We start from the raw sequence: 25,111 nt of genomic DNA on the forward strand, positions 1-25,111 counted from the left end.
AGGAGAAGGTGGTGCCCTCGGTGGGCCCATAGCCGTTGACCAGGACGCCACCGCGCGAGAGCCGCTCGCGCACGACCGCCGGGGGCAGCACGTCACCGCCCGCGAGCAGCTGCCGCACCCCGTCCAACGCTTCGGGCCTTGAGGCGCTGATGGCCTCGAAGAGCGCGGCCGTCAGCCACAGCGTGGTGACCCCGTGGCGGGCAATCACATCCTGGAGCGAGTCCACCGTGGGCGTCCGGGGCGGGAAGAGGACCAGCTTCGAGCCGTGCAGCAGCGCACCCCACAGTTCGAAGGTGGCGGCATCGAAGCAGATGGGGGCGAGTTGGAGGAAGACCTCGTCCGCGCCCCACCGTACGAAGCGGGAGCCCAGCACCAGCCGCGCCACCGCACGCTGCGGGACACAGACGCCCTTGGGCCGTCCCGTGGAGCCCGACGTGTACATGACATACGCCAGTGACTCCGCCGGCACCGTCACGTGGAGCGGGGCCTCGGACTCGCGCGCCACCTCGCTCCAGGCTTCGTCCAGCAGCACCACCGCCGCGTCCCCGGAAGGCAGCAGCTCCAGCACCGACCGCTGCGCCAGCACCACGGGCAGGCGCGAGTCCTCCACCATGAAGGCCAGCCGCTCGCGAGGATAGGTGGGATCCAGCGGCACGTAGGCGCCACCGGCCTTGAGGATGCCGAGCATCCCCACCACCAGCTCGAGCGAGCGCTGCACGCACAAGCCCACCGGAGTCCCCGGCCCCACGCCGCGCTTGCGCAGATACCCCGCGAGCTGGTTCGCACGCCGGTCCAGCTCGCCGTACGTCAGCCGCGCGTCCTCGCACTCCGCCGCCACCGCATCCGGTGTGCGCGCCGCCTGTGCTTCAAAGAGCGCCGCGAGGCAGGCCTCGCGCGGGTAGTCCACCGCGGTGTCGTTCCACTCCACCAGCAGTCGTCGGCGCTCCGCCGCGTCCATCATCGGCAGCTCGCCCAGGCGCTGACCGGGGTTCGCCACCGCGCCCTCCAGGAGCACCTGGAGTCCCTTCATCAACCGAGCGGCCGTCTCCGGGGTGAAGAGGTCCGCGTCGTACTCCAGCGTCCCGGCGAACCCGTCCGGCGAGTCGGAGAGGGAGAGCGTGAGGTCGAACTTCGCCGTGCCCGAACCCAGCTCCACGGGGCGCAAGGCCAGGCCCTCGGGCGCGGCGTCCTGCCGCGTGCCTTCATGGAGCGCGAGCACCACCTGCACCAGCGGCGCGTGGCTCAGGCTGCGGGGCGGGTGCAGCGCCTCCACCAGCTTCTCGAACGGCACGTCCTGGTGCGCGTACGCGTCCAGCGTCGTCTGCCGCACCTGCCGCAACAGTTCGCGGAAGGTGAGCGTCCGGGGCAGGTGCGCGCGCAGCACCAGCGTGTTGACGAAGAAGCCGATCAACTCCTCCAGCCCGGGCTGTTGCCGGCCAGCGATGGGCGAACCCACGCACACGTCCTCCTGGCCCGACACGCGGGACAGCAGGAGCTGGAAGGAGGCCAGCAGGCCCATGAACGGGGTGACCCCCTCACGCCCGCAGAGGTCGCGGAACGAATCGGACAGACCAGCCGGGAAACGCACGGCCAGGAGGTCTCCTCGGAAGCGCTGCAGGCTGGGGCGCGGGAAGTCCTTGGGAAGCTCCAGGACCGGCGGCGCTCCCGCGAGCTGCTTCCGCCAGTAACCGACCTGCGCGGTGAGTGCTTCGCCCTGGAGCCAGTCGCGCTGCCACGCGGCATGGTCCGCGGGCTGAATCGAGGGCTCCGGCAGCGGTGAGGGCCGACCGTGCAGGTGCGCCCCGTAGAGCGCCGACAGCTCCCGCACGGCCACGCCCAGGGACCAGCCGTCGGAGATGATGTGGTGCAGCGTGAGGACCAGCAGGTGCGAGTGCTCGCCCGTGCGGATCAGCAGTGCTCGGATCAACGGACCGTGGGCCAGGTCGAACGGGCGGCGGAGTTCCTCCGAAGCGGCGCGCAGGGCCTGGGCTTCGCGCTCCGACTCCGGCAGGCCGCGCAGGTCGACCACGGGAAGCGACAGGGCGACGCTCGGGTGGATGACCTGCACCGGCTCGCCCGCGTGGCTCGAGAAGGTGGTCCGCAGCGCCTCGTGACGGAGGCACAGCCCGGTCAGCGCCTGCTCCAGTGAGGGCAGGTCCAGCGGCCCGGAGAGCCACGCCGCCCAGGGGACGTTGTAGAGGGCCGTGCCCGGCTGGAGCTGCTCCAGCAGCCACAGACGCTCCTGCATCGCGGACAGCGGCAGGGGGCCATCTCGGGGCACGCGGGCGATGGGCGGCAGGCGCACGGTCCCCGCGGACTGCCGGGCCGAGCGGATGCGTTCGGCCAGCCGCGCCACGGTCGGGTCCTCGAAGAGGTCACGCAGCGACAGCGACACGCCGAAGGTGGCGTGGATGCGCGCGACGACGCGGGTGGCCAGCAGCGAATGGCCCCCCAGGGCGAAGAAGCTGTCATGGGCACCGACACGTGAAACGCCGAGCAGCTCGCGCAGCAGCCCCGCGACCCACTCCTCCTCGGGGTCTCGCGGCGCGGTGAAGTCCCCGGCTTGATCATTCGCGAACTCAGCCCCGGAGGGCTCCGGCAGCGCGCGGCGGTCCACCTTGCCGTTGGGTGTGAGCGGCAGGCGCTCCAGCACGCTGAAGGCGGAAGGCACCATGTACGCGGGCAGGTGTTCGCCGAGGAAGGCGCGCAGCAGCGAAGCCAACGGCGCGGCGGCGCCTTCCGCCGAAGGCACGACGTAGGCCACGAGGCGCCGCGAGCCCCCCACCGAATCCTCACGCGCGAGCACGGCGACCTGCCGCACCGCCGGGTGGCGCAGCAGCGCGGCTTCAATCTCTCCCGGCTCCACGCGGAAGCCACGCACCTTCACCTGCGTGTCCACGCGGCCCACGAACATCACCGCGCCGTCGGAGAGCAACCGGACCCGGTCGCCCGTCCGGTACAACCGTGCTCCGGGGCGCGTGCTGAACGGGTGCGGCACGAAGCGCTCCGCCGTCAGCTCCGGCCGTCCCAGGTAGCCCCAAGCCAGCCCGTCCCCGCCGAGCCACAGCTCCCCCACTCCGCCCGGCGGCACCGGCGCCATGGCCGCGTCGAGCACGTACTGCACCGTGTTCGCCAGCGGCCTGCCGATGGGAATGGACGTGGCCCCCTCCGGCACCTCCGTGACGAGGTGCCACGTGGAGAAGGTGGTGCTCTCGGTGGGGCCGTAGACGTGCAGCAGCCGCCCGGGAGGCCCTTCGCGAAGGACCTGGCGCACGGGCCGGGGATCCACCGCCTCGCCACCGAAGTGAAGCTGGCGCAGGCCGCTGAAAGCGTCTGGTGCTTCGGCGACCACCTGGTTGAACCAGGCCGTGGTGAGGAAGAGGACCCGGATGCCCTCGTCCTTCAGCCACGTGGCGAAGGCCTTCGGTGCAAGCGCCGTCTCCCGGTCCACGCCGACCACGCGCGCACCGTTCAGGAGCGCGCCCCAGATCTCGAACGTGGCCGCGTCGAAGGAAGCGTTGGAGGCCTGCGCCACGCGGTCTTCCGGCACCACGCGGATGAAGTCCGTCTCCACCACCAGTCGGACCACGGCCTGATGCGGGACGCAGACGCCCTTCGGCGTCCCCGTGGACCCGGACGTGTAGATGACGTAGGCGGCATCCTCCGAGCTGGCACTGGAGACGGGAGCCTCCGTTCCAGGAACGTCATCCAGCGAAGTGTCACCGTCCAGCGCGAAGACCCGCACGCCCTCCGTGGGCAGCGCATCTCGCAGCCGCTCCTGGGTGAGCAGCACCTGCGCGCCAGCGTCCGCGAGCATCCACGCCCGTCGCTCGCGCGGGTACGCCGGATCCAGCGGCACATAGGCCGCACCGGCCTTGAGGATGCCCAGCATCCCCACGACGAGGTCCAGGGAGCGCTCCACGCAGAGGCCCACGGTGGAACCGCGCATGACGCCCAGCGAGCACAGCCGGTGGGCCACCTGATTCGCCCGCCAGTTCAACGCGGCATAGGTGAGCGAGTTCCCGCTGTAGACCACCGCGAGGGCATCAGGCGTCCGAGCGGCCTGGGCCTCGAACAGCGCATGCACCGTGGCATCGCGCGGGTACGCGGTCGCGGTGGCGTTCCATTCCACCAGCACCCGGTGGCGCTCGGCCTGGGACAGCAGGGACACCTCACCGAGCCGCTGCTCCGGTCTGGCGATCATCTCCCGCAGGAGCGTGGACCAGTGCGTGAGCAGCCTCGCGGCGGCATCACCCCGGATGCGCTCCGGCCGGTATTGGAGCTTCAGACGCAGCGAGCGACCCGGCAGCGCCACCGCGGTCAGTGGGTAGTGCGTGCGCTCGAAGACCGAGACGTCCCGCACCTCCAGCCCGGCCGCGCCCCTGGCGAGCGCCGCGTCCACGGGATAGTTCTCGAAGACGAGGAGGCTCTCGAAGAGCGGCGTGCCCCGAGGCACCTCGCTCCAACCCTGGAGTCGCGTGAGCGGGACGGGCTCGCGCTGGTTCAACTCCACCAGCACGGACTGGAGTTCGCGCAGCCAGGGCAACAGCGCCACCGAATGCCGCACACGGGCGCGCACCGGGAGCGAGTGGATGAACAACCCCACCGCCTCCTCGATGCCCGGCACTTCCGCCGGCCGACCCGCGAGCGTCGTTCCGAAGACGGCATCCTCGCCGCCGCCATACCGCGACAAGAGCAGCGCCCACGCGCCGTGGACCCACGTGCTCGGCGTCAGCCGGTGGCGACGCGCGAAGTCCTGGAGCGCCGTGGTCTCCGCTTCGCTCAGTGCCAGCTCGTGCTCTCCGGGTGGGCTCACGCTCGCGGAGCCACCCTCCGCCGGCAACGGCGTCGGAGCCTCGATGCCCGCGAGCTGTTCCCGCCAGAAGGCCTCGTCCTGCTCGGGGCGGCGGCGGCCCCGCCACTCGAAGTAGGAGCGGAAGTCCGCCACGGCGGGCGGACTCCAGGCCCCGCCGCGTGCAATGACCGCGTACGCATCGAGCACCTCGCCCAGCACCCGCGCCAGGCTCCACCCGTCCAACAGCAGGTGATGAAAGCTCCAGACGCACCGCCAGGCGGCGTCCTCCATCCGGATCAGCGCCAGTCGCATCAACGGCGCACGCGACAGCTCGAAGCCTTGAGCCCGGTCTTCACGGAGGAAGGACGCCAGGGCCCGGGCTCGCTCCTCGGTGGGGAGTGCACGCCAGTCGTGCTCGGTCCAGGGCAACTCCACGCGTGAGTGAACGACCTGGAGCGGCTCCTCGCGGCCTTCCCACAGGAAGGACGTCCGCAGTGCGGGGTGACGCTCAGCCACCGCGGCCCACGCGCTCCGCAGCGCGCCGGCATCCAGCGGCCCCGCGAGCGTCCAGCCCAGCTGTTCGAAGTACGCGTCCGTGCCGGGCTCCAGCAACACCTGGAACAACATTCCGTGCTGGAGCGGAGACAGCGGATATCGCTCCTCCCCCGCCCCCGCGAGTTCCGTCAGCGTCTGGGCGCAGTCCCGAGCGAGCGCCTCGATCGTCGCGCGGTCATGCAGTGCTTCGCTGTAGTGCCACGTCAGCTCCAGGCGTCCGCCGACCCCACGGGCCACCACTTCCAGCACATGGCTCCGCAGCCCGCGAGTCCCCTGTGAAGGCCCGGTGGATCCGGAGGCCAGCGTGAACAGCGCATTGTCCCGAGCGCCTGCCTCAAGCTGGCCCAGATAGTTGAAGAGGACCTCGGAAGAGCCCCGAGCCTCGCGCAGCGGCGCGGCATCCTCATCGTGGCGCAGGTAGCGCAGCAGGCCGTACCCAAGCCCCCTGCCCGCCCGGCGCTCACGAGCAGCACGGACCCGGTCCAGCACCGCCGACGACTCCGAGCCCACCGGCAGCTCCAGCCGCACGGGATACAGCGCGGTGAACCACCCCACCGTGCGCGAGAGGTCCACGTCGTCGAACAGCTCCTCGCGACCATGGGCCTCCACGTCGATTCGCAGCCGACGCTCCCCGGTCCACCGACCCAGCGCCTTCGCCACACCTGCGAGGAGCACATCCTCCACGCCAGGACGCGGTCCGGAGGCCGAAGCCCGCAGCAGCGCACGCGTCACCGCAGGCTCCAGCGCCACCATGACGGTGCGCTCCGAACCCTGCGTGTTCGCTCCTCCCGACAGATCCCTGGGAAGCAGGGGCACGTCCGCGCTCAATTCCTCGCGCCAGAAGGGCAGCTCCTCCGCGACGGCCGCAGAAGCCGCATGCGCCTCCAACCGCCGACCCCACGCCTGGAACGACGTCGTCTTGACCGGAAGCACCACAGGCTCGCCACCACCAACTTGGCGAAGCGCGGTCTCCAGGTCCTCCAGCAGCACGCGCCAGGAGACGCCATCCACCGCGAGGTGGTGGATGACCAGCAGCAGACGTCCGGTCCTCCCCGTGCCCCGTTCGAACAGCACCGCGCGCACGATGCGCCCTTCGCGCGGGTCCAGTCCCGACTGCGTCTCCGTGGCGATGCGCTCCACCGCCAAGGCCTGCTCAGACTCCGACAGCCCGGACAGGTCCACCCGGCCCAGCGGAACATCTAGCTCGGGCTCCGCGAAGGACTGTTCCCAGCTCGTCACCCCCAGCGTCAGCGTCAGCCGCAGCGCATCGTGGTGGTCCACGAGGGCCCGCAGCGCCCGCGCCAGCATCTCGGCGTCCACGGGCTCGCGAGTCTCCAGCAGCAGCGCCTGGTTGAAGTGATGCGCCTCGGGCAGCTCGCGTCCAAGGAACCACTGCTGAATGGGAGTGAGCGGGACAGGGCCCACCACCGGACCCTGTTCGCCCGCGCGCCGAACGCTCGCCGCCACCCGGGCCAGCCCCGCCACCGTCGGGTACTGGAAGAGCTGCCGCGCCGTGAGGTGGATGCCCGCCTGTCGCGCACGCGAGATCACCTGCAGCGCGAGGATGGAGTCACCGCCCAGCTCGAAGAAGCGATCATCCACCCCGACCCGCTCGGCGCCCAGCACGCCCGCCCAGATGCGCGCGAGCTGACGCTCCAGCTCGCTCCGAGGCTCGACGAACCCAGCACCTCCACCGACCGGTCCCTGCTCCGGCGCGGGGAGCGCACGGCGGTCCAGCTTCCCGCTGGGAGACAGCGGAAGCGCATCGAGGGTGACGAAGGCCGAAGGCACCATGTGCTCGGGCAGCCGCTCACCGAGGAAGGCGCGCAGCTCCAAGCCCTGGACCCCTCCGGAGGACGCGACGACGTACGCCACGAGACGCCGATTCCCCGGAACATCCTCGCGCACCGACACGGCCGCAGCCCGCACGGCCGGGTGCTGTGACAGCACCGCTTCAATCTCTCCCAGCTCGATGCGGAAGCCACGTACCTTCACCTGGTCGTCCAGCCGCCCCAGGTACTCGAGGGATCCATCCGCGAGGAAGCGGGCCTTGTCCCCCGTGCGATACATCCGCGCACCAGCCGCAGGAGCAAAGGCGTCCGGGATGAAGCGCTCGGCGGTCAGCTCCGGCCGCTGCCAGTAGCCGCGAGCCAGTGGGTCGCCACCGATGAACAGCTCACCCGGCACACCCGTCGGAACCGGCCGCAAGCGCGCATCCAGCACATACATCCGCGCATTGGCGATGGGACGCCCGATGGGAACGGCAGGCCGAGTGTCCTCGCGCAAGCAGGCCCACGCCGTCACATCCACCGCGGCCTCCGTGGGGCCGTAGAGGTTGTGCAGCTCCGCGTCCACGGACGAGAAGAAGCGATCCCGCAGATCCGGAGGCAGCGCCTCGCCACTGCAGAACACGCGCCTCAGGCTGGCACAGGACTCCGCGAGCCCTGGCTCCTCCAGGAACGGCCGGAGCATGGACGGGACGAAGTGCAGCGTGGTGATGCGCTCGCGCGCGATGACGCCCGTCAGGTACGCGGGCTCGCGATGGCCGCCGGGCCGCGCCATCACCAACCGCGCGCCCGTCATCAGCGGCCAGAAGAACTCCCACACGGAGACGTCGAAGCTGAACGGCGTCTTCTGGAGGACGCCGTCGCTCGCATCCAGTCCGTAGGCCTCCTGCATCCAGAGGAGTCGGTTGCACACGGCGGCATGCGTGTTCATCGCGCCCTTGGGCCGCCCTGTGGAGCCCGAGGTGTAGATGACGTACGCCAGCCCGCTCCCCTCCACCGCCACGTCGAGACGCTCCGAGTCCTCGCGAGCCACCGCGTCCCACTCCGAGTCCAGGCACACCACCGCCGCACCACCGTGAGGCAGCCCCGCCACGAGCCGGGCCTGGGTGAGCAGCACCGGCGCCGCCGCGTCCGCGAGCATGTATTCCAGCCGCTCGCGGGGGTACTCCGGGTCGAGCGGCACATACGCCCCGCCCGCCTTGAGGATGCCCAGGAGCCCTACCACCATCTCCAGTGATCGCTCCGAGCACAGCGCGACCAACCGGTCCGGGCCCACGCCGCGAGCACGCAGGTACCGCGCGAGCTGGTTCGCCCGCCGGTCGAGTTCCCGATACGTGAGTGCTTCGCCCTCGAAGCTCACCGCCACCGCATCCGGCGTGCGGTCCACCTGCGCTTCGATGATTCGGTGCAGGACCACCCCCTCCGCACGAGGGCGCCGGGTGTCGTTCCACTCCACGAGGATCCGGTGTCGCTCCTCCGGTGGCATCAGCGTCAGGTCGAGCACGCGCTGCTCGGGGTCGCGCACGCCCGCGTCCAGCAGCACGCGCAGGTGCCCGAGCAGGCGCGAGGCGGTGTCGGGCTCGAACAGGTCGGTGCTCAGCTCCAGGTTCGCGACGAAGCCCTCCGCGGTGTCCGTGAGGATGAGCCGCAGGTCGAACTTCGCCGTGCGGCTCTCCTGCTCCAGGACGCGCAGCCGGAGGCCCGGCATCGCGATCTCCGGCAGGGGGTCCTCCTGCAGCACGAGCATGGCCTGGAAGAGCGGGCTGCGGCCCAGGTCGCGCTCGGGCTGGAGCGCCTTCACCAGTTCCTCGAAGGGAGCGTCCTGGTGCGCGAACGCGCCCAGCACCGTCTCCCGTGCGCGGGCAATCAGCTCACGGAAGGAAGGCTCCCCGGCGAGCGACACCCGGAGCACCAGCGTGTTGACGAAGCAGCCGATGAGTCCTTCCAGCTCGGTCCGGTCGCGGCCCGCCACGGGGGTGCCCACGCACAGGTCGTCCTGTCCGCCATGACGGGACAGCAGCGCGGAGAAGCCCGCCAGCAGCACCATGAAGGGGGTGGCGCCCTCGTGCTGGGCCAACGCCTTCAGCCCGCGCGACAGCTCCGCGCCCAGGAGCACGCTCCGGTTCGCACCGCGACTCGTGCGCACCGCCGGGCGCGGATGATCCGTGGGCAATTCCAGGACACGAGGCGCGCCATCCAGTCGGGCCCGCCAGTACGCAAGCTGCGCCTCCAACGCCTCGCCGCGCAGCCAGTCCCGCTGCCACGCCGCATAGTCCACGTACTGGAGCGGAAGCTCCGGCAGCGGCGACGACTTGCCCTCGGAGAAGGCGCGGTAGAGCGCAGCCACCTCACGCACCAGTACGCCCAGGGATCCGCCATCGGACACGAGGTGGTGCAGCACGAGCAGGAGCACGTGCTCACGAGCATCCAGCTGAACCAGCGTGGCGCGCAGCGGCGGTCCCGAGCCCAGGTCGAAAGCGCGCAGGGCCTCCTCCTCCGCACGCCGTGACAGCGCTTCCGTCCGCATCGGCTCCGGCAGCGCCGTCAGGTCCAAGCGCACCAGCGAGAGCTGCGGCTCGGGATTGATGCGCCAGGAAGCAGTGCCCTCCTCGTCACGGAAGGTGGCGCGGAGAACACCGTGGCGTCGAACCACCTCACGCAGGCAGCGCTCCAGCATCTGCGCATCGAGCGAGCCCTCCACTCGAACGGCCACCGCGTCGTTGTAGGCGCCGCCGCCCGGTTCGAGTTGTTCCAGGAACCAGAGCCGCTGCTGCGCGAAGGACAGGGGCAGTGCGCCCTCGCGAGGTCGAGGCACCAGCGGGGGCACGCGGGACATCACCCGGGGGAGCGCATCCAGGCGAGCGGCCAGCGATGCCGGAGTGGCGGACTCGAAGAGCTCGCGCAGGGGCAGGTCCACTCCGAACGACTCACGAATCCGGGACGCGGCCCGAGTGGCGAGCAGCGAGTGCCCACCGAGCGCGAAGAAGTCGTCATCCACGCCGACCCGCTCCACCCCCAGCAGCGAGGACCACAGCTCCGCCAGCAGACGCTCGGTCTCCGTCCGAGGAGCCACGTACTCCCGGACCGTGTCACGCGCGCCCTCCGGAGCGGGCAGCGCCTTGCGGTCCACCTTCCCATTCGGCGTCAGCGGGAGCGCTGCGAGCGAAACCATCGCCGAGGGCACCAGGTGCTCGGGGAGCGACCGCCGGGCGAAGTCCCTCAGCGCATCCATGGACAGCACCGCATCGTGCCGGGGCACGACATACGCCACCAACCGCGCGCTCCCGGGCACGTCCTCCCGAGCCACCACCACCGATTGGGTCACACCCGGATGCCGGGCGAGCACGGACTCAATCTCACCAGGCTCCACGCGGAAGCCACGGACCTTGAGCTGGTGGTCCACGCGCCCCAGGAACTCCACTGTCCCATCCGCGCGCCACCGTGCCCGGTCACCCGTGCGGTACATCCGAGCACCAGGGGCACCGCCAAACGGATCCGGCAGGAAGCGCTCGGCGGTCAGCTCCGGCCGGGCGTGATACCCGCGGGCGACACCCGCTCCGCCAATGTAGAGCTCACCGGGCACACCGATGGGCGCGGGCCGAAGCTCCGCGTCCAGCACGTACATCGCGGTATTGGCGATGGGCGTGCCAATGGGAACCGGCCCCGAAGCGCCGTCCACGCGGTGCGACGAGGACCAGATGGTGGTCTCCGTGGGGCCATACATGTTGAGCAGGGCCCCGCCCACGGTGTCGCGCAGCCGTGCCGCCAACGTTGTCGACAGCGCCTCACCGCCCACCAACAGCCGCTCCAGCCCTGCGAGCGCACCCGGCGCACCGGGCTCCAGCAGCAGCGCCTGCGCGAGCGAAGGCGTGCACTGCAGGTGGGTGACACCGTGCCGTGCGAGCTGCGCAGGCACCGTGCCGCCGTCCTGCTCCTGGAGAAGGAAGTCCCGCTCGCACCGCTGCCGCACGGCATCCAGCGCGGGCAGGCTGGCAAGCACCGCATCCGTATCCACACCGAAGTCGATGAGACACGCGACCTCATCCACGCCAAGCGACTCGATGCGAGCCACCTGCTCACGGACGGTGCGCGGAGTGCCGAAGAGCCCCGCTCCTTCGAAGAAGCGCCCGAAGGCGCGAGCCCCGAGCGCGTCCAGGTCCTCGGGACGAACGGAGGCCGGATCCAGCTCAATCCCGAGCGTCCGCCCCAGCCCCCGCATCAGGTCCGCGGAGGTGCTCAGGTAGCGGCGCAGCGGGCCTTCCACTGTCTCGCGTACGCGCTCCACGTCGTGCCCCACGAACGTGTGGAGCATCAGCGTCACATGGCCCTCGCCCGCATGGCCCGCCGCGCGCCACGCCTCTCGGTAGAGGGCGATGCGCTCTCGCAGCTCCTCCCACCGCTGGCCCAGCAGGTGCGTGAGCACGCCCGCGCCCAGCTGGCCGGCCTCGCGGAAGGTCTCTGGATTGCCGGCGGCGGTGAGCCACACAGGCAGCTCGCGCTGCACGGGGCTCGGGCGGATGTGGACATCCACCGAGGTGCCGGTGCCATTGGGCAGGCTCAGGGCCTCGCCGCGCCACAGCCGTCGCACGGTGTCCAGGTCCTGCCGCGACCGCTCGCGCCGCTCCGCATACCGTTCCGGAGCGAGGACGAAGTCATCCGCGTTCCAACCTGGAGCCACGGAGATGCCCACGCGCCCCTTCGACAGGTTGTCGACGAGCGACCACTCCTCCGCGACACGCACCGGGTGGTGCAGCGGAAGGACGACGCTGCCAGCGCGGATGGCCACGCGTTCGGTGATGGCGGCGATGGCTGCGCCCGTGAGCGAGGGGTTGGGATAGAGCCCACCAAAGGCGTGGAAGTGCCGCTCCGGAGTCCACACCGCTTCAAAGCCATGACGGTCCGCGAAGCGCGCGCTCTCGAGCAGCAGCTGGTAGCGATCCGCCCCCGGGACGTCCTCGTCGGCGGCGAAGTAGAAGAGGCTGAAGCCCAGCGGCTTGCGGCGCGAACGAACCGCCCGGAGCGGTGCGGCCCCCAGGCTCCCCTGCTCCCCCTGCACGACGACCTTGAAGCCCCGAGCCAGCGTCCACAGCAGCTCCAGCACGGAGATGTCGAAGGACACACTGGTCACCGCGAGCCACGTGCCCGGAGTGGTGCCCACGCGCGCGTCCATGCCCGTGAAGAAGCTGGACACGTTGCGGTGCGGAATCAGCACGCCCTTCGGCCTGCCGGTGGAGCCGGAGGTGTAGAGGACGTACGCGAGGTTGCCGGGCCCCACGTCAGACGGAGGCGCCGCGGCCGCCTCCCCCGGAGCATCCAGCAGCACCACGGTCCGTCCGCCGAACGGAAGGGCTCCCGCCAGGTGCCGGTGCGCGAGCACCACCGCCGCACCGGAGTCCTCCAGCATGAGGGCGAGCCGGGACTCGGGGTACGAGGGATCCAGCGGAAGATACGCACCGCCCGCCTTGAGGATGCCCAGGAGCCCCACCGCGAGGTCCGCGGAGCGGTCCGCGCAGAAGCCAACGATGCACTCCGGCCCCACGCCCTGCTCGCGCAGCCGCCACGCCACAGCGTTGGCCCGACGGTCCAGCGCGCGGTACGTGAGCACCTCATCTCCGCACACCACGGCGACAGCGTCCGGAGTCCGAGCGGCCTGCGCGTCGAAGAGCGTGTGGAGGCAAGCGTCCGGGAACTCCGTGCGCGTGTCGTTCCAAGCCACCAGCACCCGCTGCCGCTCGGGCTCCGGCAGGAGCGGAAGCGAGGAGATGCGCTGGTCCGGATCCGCGGCGATGGCCTCCAGCAGCACGCCCAGCCGCGCCACCAGTCGCGTGGCGGTATCCGCATCGAAGAGGTCCGTGGCGTACTCGATCCACCCGTCCAGTCCCTCCGCGCCGCGAGCAAGGGACAGGGTCAGGTCATACGGCGTGGCACCCGGATCCACCTCCACACGGCGGGCCTCCAGGCCGGGCAGCGCGAGTCCAGCACCGGGCTCTGGCTGGAGCACGAACAACACCTGGAACAGCGGAGCACGTGAGCGATCCCGAGCAGGCTGGATGGCGTCCACCAGTCGCTCGAAGGGAACGTCGCGGTGGGCGAACGCATCGAGCGCCACCTCCCGGGTCCGCCCCAGCAGCTCGCGGAACCGGGGTGCGCCGGAGAGGGACGCACGAAGGACCACGAGGTCGAGGAAGCAGCCGATGAGCCCTTCCAATCCGGCCCGCTCCCGTCCATTGACGGGAGTCCCGACACAGAAGTCCTCCTGGCCCGAGTGGCGCGCAAGCAGCACCTCGAAGGCCGCCAGCAGCGTCATGAACAGCGTGGCGCCTTCGCTCCGGCCCAGCGCCTCCAGCCGGACCGTGAGCGACTCCGGAAGGTGCAGCGCCACACGGCCGCCGCGATAGGACGGCGCAGGCGGACGAGGACGGTCCGTCGGAAGCTCCAGGGCAACGGGAACACCGGCCAGCCGCGCCTTCCACCCGTCGAGCGAAGCCGTCAGTGCGCCCTCCGTCTCACGCTCGCGGCGCCAGCGAGCGAAGTCGGGATACTGGAAGGCGAGCGGAGCCAACGAAGCCCCGCCCCCGTAGAGCACGCTCAACTCCCGGGCCAGGATGCCGAACGAGGCCCCGTCGGAAGCGATGTGGTGCATCACCACGACGAGCAGGTGCTCACGCGAGTCCAGCTGGATCAGCGTGGCCCGTAGCAGCGGTCCCCGCGCGAGATCAAAGGGAGTACGCGCCTCCTCGCGAGCCAGCTGGAGCGCCGCAGCCTCACGTTCCTCCGCCGGAAGCTCGCGGAGGTCCACCCGCCGGAACGACGAAGCCGGAACGGAAGAGGTCACCTGGAAGGGAGTGCCATCCTCCTCGCGGAACGTCGCGCGAAGGGCCGCCTGCCGAAGGACCAGCGCCGCGAAGGCACGCTCCAACGCCGCGTCATCCAGCGCGCCCGTGAGCCGGACCGCCGCGGGAAGGTGATACGCGGGACTCCCGCGCTCAAGCTGCTCGAAGAGCCACAGCCGCTGCTGAGCAGAGGAGAGCGGAGCGGGAGCGCCCTCTTCCGCGCGGATCAGCCCGCTGCCAGCGGCCGTCCCACGCGCCGCGAAGACCGTGCGCGCGAGCTCCGCCACGGTAGGACCCTGAAGCAGGACCTCCATGCGCAGGACGGTGCCCAGCGATTCGACATCGTTCGCCAGCTCCACGGCGCCCAGTGAGTCCAGACCAAAGGACGTGATGGGCAAGTCCCGAGCAAGCGTCTCCGGACGCACGCGAAGCCGAGCCGCGATCCGCGCCAACAGCCACGCCTCCAACTCCTCCACAGTGACAGGCTCGGAAGCCACCACCGGAGCCGGAGCGTTCCCCTCCCCGGGCGAAGGCTCCGCCTCCGTTGCGCTCCAGGTCAGCAGCGCCCGAGCCGTCCCAGCGAGCAGCTCCGCCCGGCACGCGCGACGCTGGATCTTGCCGCTGGACGTCTTGGGCAGTGCACCCGGCTCGATGAGGACGAGCGTGTGGAGTTGCACCTCGTGCGCCTCGGACAGGCCCCGGCGCAAAGCGCCCACCACGTCCTCCGCAGTCCAAGGCTTGCGAGTGTCCACCTCGTACATCACCGCGAGCCGCTCCTCGCCGCCCACGTCGATGGAGAACGCCGCGCCACAGCCGGGCCGCAGCGCCGCGTGGCTGCGCTCCAGCGTCAGCTCCAGATCCTGGGGGTGCAGGTTGCGACCGCGCAGGATGACGAGGTCCTTGCGTCGACCCGCGACGAACAGCTCACCATCCCGCAGCAGGCCCAGATCCCCAGTGCGAAGGAACCGGGGCCCACCGTCCGAATCCGCCAGGCGAGCACCGAAAGCCGCCTCACTCTCCTCGGGCCGCTCCCAGTAGCCCTGGGCCACGCTCGGGCCGGAGACCCAGATCTCCCCCACCCGCTCAGGAGGGCACGGCCGCCCGGTCTCCGGATCCACGACGAGCAGCGTCTGATCCGGCATCGTCCGGCCGCACCCCACCAGCGCGCGAGCACCGGGGCCGTCAGCAGCCTCCACCGCTTCGTTCCGCTCCAGCGCCGCGGAGTCCCAGGTGCGCGTGAGGACGCCCTCGCCCTTGCGCCCGCCCGAGGCGATCAGCGTGCCCTCCGCGAGCCCGTAGCAGGGATAGAACGCCTCGCGCTGGAACCCGGAGGGCGCGAAGGCCTCCGCGAAGCGCGACATGACCTCCGGGCGGATGGGCTCCGCGCCGCAGAAGGCCAGCTCCCAGCGACGCAGGTCCAGCCCCTCGCGCTCCGAGGCCGGCACCTTCCGCACGCACAGGTCGAAGGCGAAGCACGGGCCGCCACTGATGGTGCCGCCGAAGCGGGACAACGACTCCAGCCAGAAGCGCGGGCGACGGAGGAACGCGAGCGGCGACAGCAGCGCCACCGGGAAGCCCGCGTACAGCGGCTGGAGGACGCCGCCAATGAGCCCCATGTCGTGGTACGGCGGAAGCCAGATGACGCCCACGCTGTCCGAGCGGACCTCGAACGCATGGGAGATCAACCCCAGGTTGTGCAGCAGGTTGCCGTGGCTGAGCCGCACGCCCTTCGGGTCGCCGGTGGACCCGGACGTGTACTGAAGGAAGGCCAGCGTGTCCGGAGCAGGCGCCGGGCGCACCCACCCTGCCTCGGTCCCTTCAGGCAGCGCATCCGTGGCCACCCAGCGCAGCGCCGCCAGCTCGGGAGCACCCTCGAAGAGCCCCTCGCCCATCTCCTGGATGAAGGAGGTGGTGAGCACGACGCTCGCACGGGCATCGCGGACGATGGCGCGCAGCCGGGGCAGCGTCCTGTCCAGGCGCGTGGGGTCCGGCGGATAGGCAGGGACGGCCACCAGCCCGGCGTACAGGCAGCCAAAGAAGCCCGCGACGTACTCCAGGCCCGGGGGATAGAGGAGCACGGCACGCTCGCCCGCCTGGGCCAGCGACTGCAGCGCGGCGCCAATGCGACGGGCCCGCAGGTCCAGCCCGGCATGGCTCAGGACCGAGTCCTCCCCGCCATCTTCCAGGAAGGTGTAGAGGGGCCGCTCTCCCAGAGCGTGGGCCCGGGTTTCGAGCAACTCCAGGAGCGTCGCGGCCGGGGAGGTTCGAGCGGAGAGAGGTGCCATGATGTGGGGCTGGAAGAAGCCTGGGTCCCTTCGCTGGAGAACGGCGCGCAGCTTAAGCTATGAGGGCGAGGAAGCCGGTTCTCTTACTGGCGGAAGGAACCCACGGCGTGAACCTGCTCATCCTGTTGCTTCGCAGGTCACGAGGCACCGTGGCACTGGCGGTGTGTTTTGGTCTCTTGACAGGAGCCGCGAGCGCCGGGCTCATCGCGCGCATCAACGCGGTCCTCTCCAGTGGGGGCACGCTCGTGGATCGCGGCACGGTCCTCGGCTTCGCCGCGCTGGGAGCGCTGATGCTGGGCTCACGCATCGGAGCACAGCTGTTGCTCACGCGCCTGCAGACGAGCACCACGTTCGCGCTGCGGGATCAGCTCAGCCAGCGGATCCTCGCGACGCCGCTGCGCCAGCTGGAAGAGCTGGGCAACCACCGGCTGATGGCGACGCTGATCGACGACATCCAGGCCGTCACGCAGGGCCTGCTCTGCATCCCGCCGCTGCTGATCCACTGCGGCATCATCGTGGGTTGCATGACGTACCTGGCCGTCATGTCGAGGATGGTGTTCGCGGCGCTGTTCATCTTCGCGACGCTGGGAGTCGCCAGCTACCTGCTCCCCATGCGGCACATCATGGGACTGCTGCGGCACTCGCGTCAGACGAATGACCGGTTCTTCCGCGACCTGCGCTCGCTCACCCAGGGCCTGAAGGAGCTGAAGCTGCACGGAGGAAGGCGCAAGGCGTTCCTGCTGCAGGAGCTGTTCCCCACCGCCGAGATGCTGAAGCAGCTCCAGACGCGGATCTTCACCCTCCACACGCTCACGACCAGCTGGAGCATGAGCCTGTTCTTCTTCTTCATCGGGCTGCTGCTCTTCGTGTTGCCGGGGCTCACCCCGGTGTCCGCCTCCACGCTGGTGGGCTACACGCTCGCCGTCCTCTACCTCCAGCAGCCGCTGGAGGCCTCCATGACGCTGCTGCCCATGTTGAGCGCGGGAACGGTGGCGCTGCGCCACATCGACACGTTGGCGCTGGATCCCGCGGGGGCCGCGAGCGAACCGCTCCCGTCAGGCCCCGAGGAGGCCCCTGCCCCTCCGTCCCGCATCGACCTGGTGGGGGTCACGCACGCGTACCGCCGCGAGGGAGAGGACACGCCCTTCACGCTGGGCCCCATCGACCTGACGCTCAGGCCGGGGGAGCTGCTCTTCATCGTGGGCGGCAACGGCAGTGGAAAGACGACGTTGGCCAAGCTGATCACAGGCCTGTATGCGCCAGAGTCCGGCGAGGTCCGTGTCGACGGGCGGCCCGTGACGGAGGCAGGCCGGGAGCGCTACCGCCAGCTGTTCGCGACGGTGTTCTCCGACTTCCACCTCTTCGACTCACTGCTCGGCCTGGCCGGGGGAGCAAAATCAGACAAGGCCCGTGCGTACCTGGAGCGGCTCCAGTTGCAGCGCAAGGTGCGCATCGACGAGAACGGCAAGCTCTCCACCACGGACCTGTCCGCGGGCCAGCGCAAACGGCTGGCGCTGCTGACGGCATACCTGGAGGACCGCCCCGTGTACCTCTTCGACGAGTGGGCTGCGGACCAGGACCCCCACTTCAAGGAGGTCTTCTACCGGGAGCTGCTGCCGGACCTGAAGGCCGAGGGGAAGGCCGTGGTCGTCATCAGTCACGACAACCGTTACTTCGACGTAGCGGACCGGCTGGTAAAGCTGGAGTCCGGCGCCATCGTCTCGGAAGAGTCCGCGGGCAGCCCACAACGGCTGACGGGCGCGTGAAGCGCGGCGCGGCGCCTCAAGGCCCCTGATTCTCGCGGACGGCGGCGGCCGTCTGATCCAGCTCCGCGGACAGCAGCACCAGCACGTCGTCGATGGACACGAGCCCCACCATGCGCCCCAGCTCGTCCACGATGGGCAGGCGGCGCACGCCCCGCTTCTTGAAGGTGAAGAGCGCCTGGTCGAGCGTGTCGTCCACATGGGCGACCGCGGGCCGGGGCGACATGACGTCCGAGACGGAGACGGCCGTGGCATCGCTCCGCTCGGCGACCACCCGGGTGACGATGTCCCGGTCGGTCAGCATGCCCACCGGGCGCAGCTCCTCCCCGACGACGACGAGCGCGCCGACGTGCCGGTCGCGCAGTTGCTCGGCGGCTTCGGCTACGCTCTGCGTGGACTGGATGACGGCCACCGTCTTGCGGCAGAACCTTGCGAGCGACATGGCACCTCCCTGGACGCCAGGCCCGTGCGCCCGGTCGCACGGGTGGATGGCGGGACGCTCCCGCGCACGTCCTCCTCCCGACAAACCAGCGCACCGCCACCGCCAGATGCAACCCGCGGGGATGGAGCGGCGTGGCGAGCCCCAGCCGTCCCACTCGGAGCCTTCACCCGGGAGACACCGGTCTGCCCTTCAGGGAAGCGGCGTGCGCGCCTTCGCGTGGGCAGCTTCCGCGCGGAGGGCTGGCCCCTCCAAGGAGCCGACCCGTGGAAACGACGCCCCCCTCCCGCGAGCAGCAGCGCCCACCGCATCCTCCGCTGGAGCGACCCACGTCCCTGCTGGGGCCGGCGGTCGGCATGGGGGTCACCCTGGGCCCTTCGCTGGTGCTCGACCTCGCGTCGGCCTCGGCGACGGCGGCGGTGCTGCTCGGCGCGCGCCCGCGGAACCGGGCGCTCCGGGCGGCCCTCGTGGTGGCGTCGCTCGCACCCTGGGGCTGGCGGCTCGCCCGCCCGTGGCTGCTGAACTGGGGAGCGGGTTCGGAGGAGATCACGCGCGCCCTGCCCGGGGACGGGCTCGTCCCCAACCCGGTGGCCGTGAACACGCGGGCCATCACCATCGACGCGCGTCCCGAGGACGTGTGGCCCTGGCTGGTGCAGATCGGCTACCGCCGCGCGGGCTGGTACAGCTACGACGTGCTGGAGCGGGCCGCGGGGGCCGGCGAGTTCGTCGAAGGCCACTCCGCGGACCACATCCACCCGCGGCTCCAGGCACTCGCGGTGGGGGACATCATCCCCATGAGCCGCTGGACGGGGATGCAGGTGGCGGAGCTCGTGCCCGCGCGGGCCCTCGTCCTGCGGTCGGTGATGGATGACGAGACCCCGACCTGGGGCGTGACGACCTGGGCGTTCGTGCTCGAACCCCTGGGTGAGGGCAGGACGCGGCTGCTCGTGCGCGGGCGGACGGGGGGAGATCCGCGCAGGTGGGGGGAGCGGGTGTTCGGTCAGCTCATCGAGTTCCCGCACTTCGTCATGGAGCGGAAGATGTTGCTCGGTGTGAAGGCGCGCGCCGAGCGGATGGAGCGCTTCGGGGAAACGACCGCCACGGCTTGAGGCGCCGGGACTGGCACCCGCCACCCGCGCGCCGCATCGTTTACGTTCACGTCCAAGAGGAGCAACGCCATGCCTGTCTACGAGTTCTTCTGTCGCAAGTGCCGGGAGCCCTTCACCGAGGTCATGAAGATCAAGGAGCACGATGAGCGGACGCCGGTGTGCCCGCGCTGCCGCGAGGCGAAGGAGGTGGAGAAGCGCCTCTCCGCCGTCCACGCGGTCACCACCAAGAAGTGGCTCACCTACTGAGGCACCCGCCTGTCAGGCCAGCGCCTCCAGGCGACACTCCGCCCCGGCCGCGGGCCCATGGCGGCGCTCTGACGGGGTGGCCACCCTTGGCCCCGCTCGAAGCGGAGGTACCGCCATGTCACGGTCTGGGTTGTTCCTCCTGCTCGCGCTGGGTGTCCCGCCGGCCTCCACCGATGCTCCGGAGGCCATCCAGGCCCTGGCCACCTTCGAGGCCACGCTGGCCGCGAGTGCCCCGGAGGGCACCTCGGGGCTGACGCCCGTGGAGCGGCTCGGCAAGCTGCTCTTCTTCGACCGCGAGCTCTCCGAGCCCCGGGGTCAGGCCTGCGCCGTCTGCCATGGCCCCGAGGTGGGTTGGACGGGGCCGGACCTGTTCATCAACCTCACCGGCTCCGTCTACGAGGGCGCCGTGCGGGGGCGCTTCGGCAACCGCAAGCCGCCCTCGTCCGCGTACGCCACCCAGGCGCCCGTCCTCCACCTGGAGACCCCCGCGGAGGCGCGCTTCGTGGGCGGCAACTTCTGGGACGGCCGCGCCACCGGCGAGGAGCTGGGCAACCCCGCCGCGGACCAGGCGCAGGGCCCCTTCCTCAACCCCGTGGAGCAGAACAACCCCAGCGAGGCCGTGGTGGTGGCCAAGGTCTGCGGCGGCCGCTACGGCGACCTCTTCCGCGCCGTCTACGGAGCCTCCATCTGCGGCGACGTGCCGCACGCCTACGACTCCATCGCCCTGGCCATCGCCGCGTACGAGGGCTCGCGCGAGGTCAACGCCTTCTCCTCGAAGTACGACGCGTGGCTCGCGGGCCGCGCCTCGCTCACCCGCCAGGAGCGCTGGGGCCTGCGGCTCTTCGAGGGCAAGGGCCGCTGCTCCAACTGTCACCCGAGCCGGCCCGGCCCCGGGGGCGAACCGCCGCTCTTCACCGACTACACCTTCGACAACCTGGGCGTGCCGCGCAACCTGTTCAACCCCTGGTACTGGCAGTTCCAGTTCAACCCGGAGGGGCCCTTCTACGTGGACCTGGGGCTGGGGGCCTTCCTGTTCACGCGCGACGCGTGGGCCCCCTCCGCGCGCGCCAACCTGGGCAAGGTCAAGGTCCCCACGCTGCGCAACGTGGACAAGCGGCCCTACCCCGGCTTCGTGAAGGCCTATGGCCACAACGGCTACTTCAAGAGCCTGGAGTCCGTCGTCCACTTCTACAACACACGCGACGTGCTGCCGGTGTGCCTCGCGGGCGTCAGCGGCATCCCCGGCGTGGACTGCTGGCCCGTGCCAGAGGTGGGGCAGAACATCAACACCCGCGAGATGGGCGACCTGAAGCTCAACCCCCAGGAGGAGCAGGCCATCGTCGCCTTCATGCGGACGTTGTCGGACGGCTACGAGCGGCGCGGGGCGGAGTGAAGGCGACGGCGGCGCTGCCTCCGCGCCGCGGTGGGACGCCCCCGCCGTCCCACCCTGAGGTCCGGGCCTGGAGGCGGGGTGCCTGACGCGCCGGTTCGACGGGGTTGGCGCGGCTGGGGCTTCGGGCTGGCCCTGCTGGCCGCGGTCATCCTGGTGGTGACGCGCGCCTCCGAGGAGCGCGAGTTCGCGCGCCTGCTGAAGGAGTCCGCCCCCGCCTGGCAGCTCGTCGCCGCGCTGCTCCAGGCGGCGACGTACCTGTCCCAGTCCGCGGTGTGGCGCGCGGTGTTGCGCAGGACGCGCTTCCGCGTGCCCCTGGGCGCCCTCTACTCGCTGAGCTTCGCGAAGCTCTTCATCGACCAGGCCCTCCCCTCCGCCGGCATCAGCGGCGCGGCGCTCATCGTCCACGGCCTGGAGCGGCGCGGCGTGGGGCGGGGGCCGGTGATGGCGTGCGTGGTGGTGGAGACGATGACCAACTACACCGCGCTCATCCTCGCGCTCCTCGTCGCGCTGGGCATGGCCGACTGGCTCGGCGAGGCGCGGGGGCTGGTGTGGGCGGCCACGGCGGTGCTCATCGCGCTCAGCGGCGCGCTCATCCTCTTCCTCGTGCGCTTGACCCGGGGCGCCAGCGCCGGCCGGTCTCCTCCCCACGGCTTCGCGCGGATCCCGAGCGCGAGGACGCTCCTGCACGCCCTCTCCGAAGCGCCGCCCGAGCTGGCGCACAGCCCCCGCGTGCTGACGGAGGCGACCGGCTTCAACTTCATCATCCACCTGCTCGACGCGGCGACGCTGTGGGCCCTGCTCCGCGCCCTGGGCGTGGACGCTGCGCCCACCGGCGTCTTCACCGCCTTCATGCTCTCCGCGCTGGCGCGCACCCTGGGCGTCATCCCCGGAGGGCTCGGCACCTTCGAGGCGGCCTCCACCGGGACGCTGACGCTGATGGGCGTGCCCCTGGCCGCGGCGCTCTCCGCGACGGTGCTGTTCCGCGGCCTCAGCTTCTACCTCCCCCTGCTGCCGGGCCTCTGGCTGTCCCGGGGCGAGCTTCGCGAGCAACGCGAGGCGGCCCGGCTTCCGGCCATCGAGCGGTACTGGGCCCTTGCCCCGCTGACCCTGCTCGACGCCCTGCGCGCGAGCCCGGACGGGCTCGCGCAGGACGAGGCCGCGCGCAGGCGGGAGCTGCACGGGAGCAACGCGCTGGAGGAGGCCCGGCGGCCGTCGCGCCTGCGCGTCGTGTGGCTCCAGCTCAAGAGCCCGCTGGTCCTCCTGCTGGTCGTCGCGGCGGTCATCTCCGCCTTCACGGGCGACTGGACCGACGCGCTCATCGTCCTGGCCATCGTCCTCGGCAGCGTGCTGCTGGGCTCCTCGCGCGAGTACAAGGCCCAGGCCACCATCGCCCGGCTGCGCGAGCGCATCGTCACCGGGGTGAAGGTCCTCCGGGGAGGACGGGCCGCCACGGTCCCGCTGCCGGACATCGTCCCCGGCGACGTCGTGCTGCTGTCCGCGGGCAGCATGGTGCCGGCGGACGCGCGGGTGCTGGAGGCGACGGACCTGTTCGTCAGCCAGGCGGTGCTGACGGGCGAGAGCTTCCCCGTGGAGAAGCGGCCCGGGGTGGCCGCGCCCGAGGCGGCGCTGGCCGAGCGCGACAACTGCGTGTTCCGGGGCACCCACGTGCGCAACGGCACCGGCAGGTGCCTCGTCGTCACCACCGGCCGCAACACGGCCTTCGGCGCCATCGCCGGGCGCCTGGCCCTGCGCGCGCCGGAGACGGAGTTCGAGCGGGGCCTCCGGCAGTTCGGCTACGTCCTGCTCACGACGATGGTGGTGATGGTGCTGGGGGTCGTCGCGGCGAACGTCCTGTTGAACCGGCCCCCCGTGGAGACGCTGCTGTTCTGCCTGGCGCTCGCGGTGGGGCTGAGCCCGGAGCTGCTGCCGGCCATCCTCAGCGTGAACCTCTCCGCCGGCTCGCAGGCCATGGCCGCGCGGGGCGTCCTGGTGCGCAGGCTCAGCGCCATCGAGAACCTGGGCAGCATGGACGTGCTGTGCACCGACAAGACGGGGACCCTGACGGAGGGCGTCGTCAGCCTCCAGGGCGCCTACGACGCCCAGGGCGCGCGGTCCGAGGACGTCCTCGCGCTGGCGTCCCTCAACGCTTGGCTCCAGGCGGGCATGGCGAATCCGCTCGACGACGCCCTCCTCCGGGCGCGCCGCCCCGCGCCGGGCACCGCCGACAAGCTCGGGGAGATTCCGTACGACTTCGTCCGCAAGCGCCTGTCCGTCATCGTCCGCCAGGGCGACGACGTGCGGCTCGTCACCAAGGGCGCCTTCGCGCAGGTGCTGGAGGCCTGTACCGGTTCCTGGCCTTCACCGACCCGCCGAAGGAGGGCGCCCGCGAGGCCATCCCCGGGCTGTCCCGGAGGGGCGTGGACATCAAGCTCATCACCGGCGACAGCCGCCGGGTGGCGGAGCACGTGGCCCGCGAGGTGGGCCTGGGCACCACGCGGGTGCTCACCGGGGCCCAGTTGCACCAGCTCAGCGACGAGGCGCTGTGGCACCAGGCCGAGCGGGCGGAGCTCTTCGTGGAGGTGGACCCGACGCAGAAGGAGCGCATCATCCTGGCCCTGAAGAAGCAGGGGCACGTGGTGGGCTTCCTCGGGGACGGGGTGAACGACGCGCCGGCCATGCACGCGGCGGACGCGAGCCTCTGCGTGCAGCAGGCGGCGGACGTGGCGCGGGAGGCCGCGGACTTCGTCCTGCTGGAGCGCCACCTGGACGTCGTCCGGCGCGGCATCGACGAGGGGCGCAGGACGTTCGCCAACACGCTCAAGTACATCCTGACCACGACGAGCGCGAACCTGGGCAACATGGTCAGCATGGCGGCGGCGTCGCTCTTCCTGCCCTTCCTCCCGCTCTTGGCGGGGCAGATCCTCCTCAACAACTTCCTCTCCGACATCCCGGCGGTGGGGCTGGCGGGAGACAGCGTGGACCCGGAGCTGATGGACCGGCCCCGGCGCTGGAACATGCGCCTCATCGCCCGGTTCATGGTGGCCTTCGGGCTGTTGAGCGCCGTGTTCGACTTCCTCACCTTCGGCGCGCTGCCCTCTCTGCCAACGTGAGTGAGACAGTCCGTACCCGGTAGTTGAGTGTGCAGGCCGAGCCAGGCAGGGACGATGAATCCGGTGGTGAATGTGGCTCGGGTTGGAGAGACCGAGGTGGTGGAGAAGGCGAAGCGTCGTCGCTTCACGGCGGAGGACAAACGGCGCATCCTCGATGAGGCGGACCGCGGCACGAAGCCCGGTGAGGTGGGAGCGCTGCTGCGCCGCGAGGGGCTGTACTCCTCTCACTTGAGCGTCTGACGACGCCAGCGCGAGGCCGGAGGACTGGCGGCCCTGGTTCCTTCCAAGCGAGGTCCCCCGGCGAAGGTACCCGAGCCCGGGGCCCGGAGAATCGCCGAGTTGGTCTTCCGCTGGTACAACGAGGAGCACCACCACGCGGGGCTGGGCCTGCTCACCCCTCACGACGTCCACCACGGCCTGGCGGACGCGCGCCTCACGGCCCGCGCCACCGTCCTTGAGGCCGCCTTCGCCGCGCACCCCAAGCGCTTCTCCCACGGCCCTCCGAAGCCCCAGGCCCTTCCGAACGCCGTCTGGATCAACAACCCCGCGCGGCTTGCCAACTCACATCAGGCTGCTCAGCAATCTCACGAATCCACTGTCTCATTCACGTTGACAGGCTCCGCTACCGGCTGGGCGTGGACGCATGGGCCTGCTTCCGCGATGTGCTGTCCAATCTCGGCGACACCCGCTTCCCGGCCTCCTGTCTTGAGGAACTGCTCCCCGAGACGTGGGCTCAACAGCAATAGGCTCGTCGACGCGCCGTCATTCACGCCCCCAACCTGCCATGCCCCCCGGC

Annotated in this window: 7 protein-coding genes and 2 pseudogenes (1 of these 9 only partly in view); 7 read left to right on the forward strand and 2 right to left on the reverse strand. The window is 71.1% G+C overall.

Annotated elements, in window-relative coordinates; all coding sequences use genetic code 11:
• A protein-coding gene (locus D7X12_RS02675; RefSeq protein ID WP_120623691.1) for a non-ribosomal peptide synthase/polyketide synthase crosses the window boundary here: on the reverse strand, positions 1-16,255 show its 5' portion. 965 nt of this gene lie to the left of the window's left edge; 16,255 of the gene's 17,220 nt are visible here — the first part of the coding sequence; it begins with the start codon at positions 16,253-16,255; the stop codon falls past the left edge of the window.
• Between the two features lie 107 nt (positions 16,256-16,362).
• Here D7X12_RS02675 and D7X12_RS02680 point away from each other — a divergent pair, with 107 nt between their 5' ends.
• On the forward strand, positions 16,363-18,021 hold the full coding sequence (locus D7X12_RS02680) for a cyclic peptide export ABC transporter (RefSeq protein ID WP_158619931.1): 1,659 nt from the start codon (positions 16,363-16,365) through the stop codon (positions 18,019-18,021).
• Between the two features lie 16 nt (positions 18,022-18,037).
• Here the strand turns inward: D7X12_RS02680 and D7X12_RS02685 are convergent, their stop codons facing one another.
• On the reverse strand, positions 18,038-18,460 hold the full coding sequence (locus D7X12_RS02685) for a CBS domain-containing protein (protein ID WP_120623693.1): 423 nt from the start codon (positions 18,458-18,460) through the stop codon (positions 18,038-18,040).
• A gap of 263 nt (positions 18,461-18,723) precedes the next feature.
• Here D7X12_RS02685 and D7X12_RS02690 point away from each other — a divergent pair, with 263 nt between their 5' ends.
• The 6 genes and pseudogenes from D7X12_RS02690 to D7X12_RS43995 form a co-directional block, all read left to right on the forward strand.
• On the forward strand, positions 18,724-19,566 hold the full coding sequence (locus D7X12_RS02690; RefSeq protein WP_208718784.1) for an SRPBCC family protein: 843 nt from the start codon (positions 18,724-18,726) through the stop codon (positions 19,564-19,566).
• A 69-nt stretch (positions 19,567-19,635) separates the two neighbouring features.
• Positions 19,636-19,812, forward strand: a complete 177-nt coding sequence (locus tag D7X12_RS02695; protein ID WP_120623694.1) for an FmdB family zinc ribbon protein — start codon at positions 19,636-19,638, stop codon at positions 19,810-19,812.
• 115 nt (positions 19,813-19,927) lie between these two features.
• Entirely contained in the window at positions 19,928-21,205 is a 1,278-nt protein-coding gene (locus tag D7X12_RS02700) for a cytochrome-c peroxidase (protein ID WP_120623695.1), read from the forward strand.
• Positions 21,206-21,283: 78 nt separating this feature from the next.
• Positions 21,284-23,344, forward strand: a pseudogene (locus tag D7X12_RS02705) (HAD-IC family P-type ATPase); the annotation flags it as partial.
• On the forward strand, positions 23,242-24,315 hold the full coding sequence (locus D7X12_RS43990; RefSeq protein ID WP_120623699.1) for an HAD-IC family P-type ATPase: 1,074 nt from the start codon (positions 23,242-23,244) through the stop codon (positions 24,313-24,315). The pseudogene D7X12_RS02705 and the gene D7X12_RS43990, both read left to right, overlap by 103 nt.
• Positions 24,316-24,369: 54 nt before the next feature.
• Positions 24,370-24,657, forward strand: a pseudogene (locus D7X12_RS43995) (helix-turn-helix domain-containing protein); the annotation flags it as partial.
• Positions 24,658-25,111 lie beyond the last annotated feature (454 nt).

It is taken from the genome of Corallococcus sicarius (assembly GCF_003611735.1).
GTDB classification, from domain to species: Bacteria; Myxococcota; Myxococcia; order Myxococcales; family Myxococcaceae; genus Corallococcus; species Corallococcus sicarius.

What these genes read in the sequence shown, in the direction of transcription:
- D7X12_RS02685 (WP_120623693.1), bottom strand. Translation starts at nt 18,460, where the DNA reads ATGTCGCTCGCAAGGTTCTGCCGCAAGACGGTGGCCGTCATCCAGTCC.
- D7X12_RS02695 (WP_120623694.1), top strand. Translation starts at nt 19,636, where the DNA reads ATGCCTGTCTACGAGTTCTTCTGTCGCAAGTGCCGGGAGCCCTTCACC.
- D7X12_RS02700 (WP_120623695.1), top strand. Translation starts at nt 19,928, where the DNA reads ATGTCACGGTCTGGGTTGTTCCTCCTGCTCGCGCTGGGTGTCCCGCCG.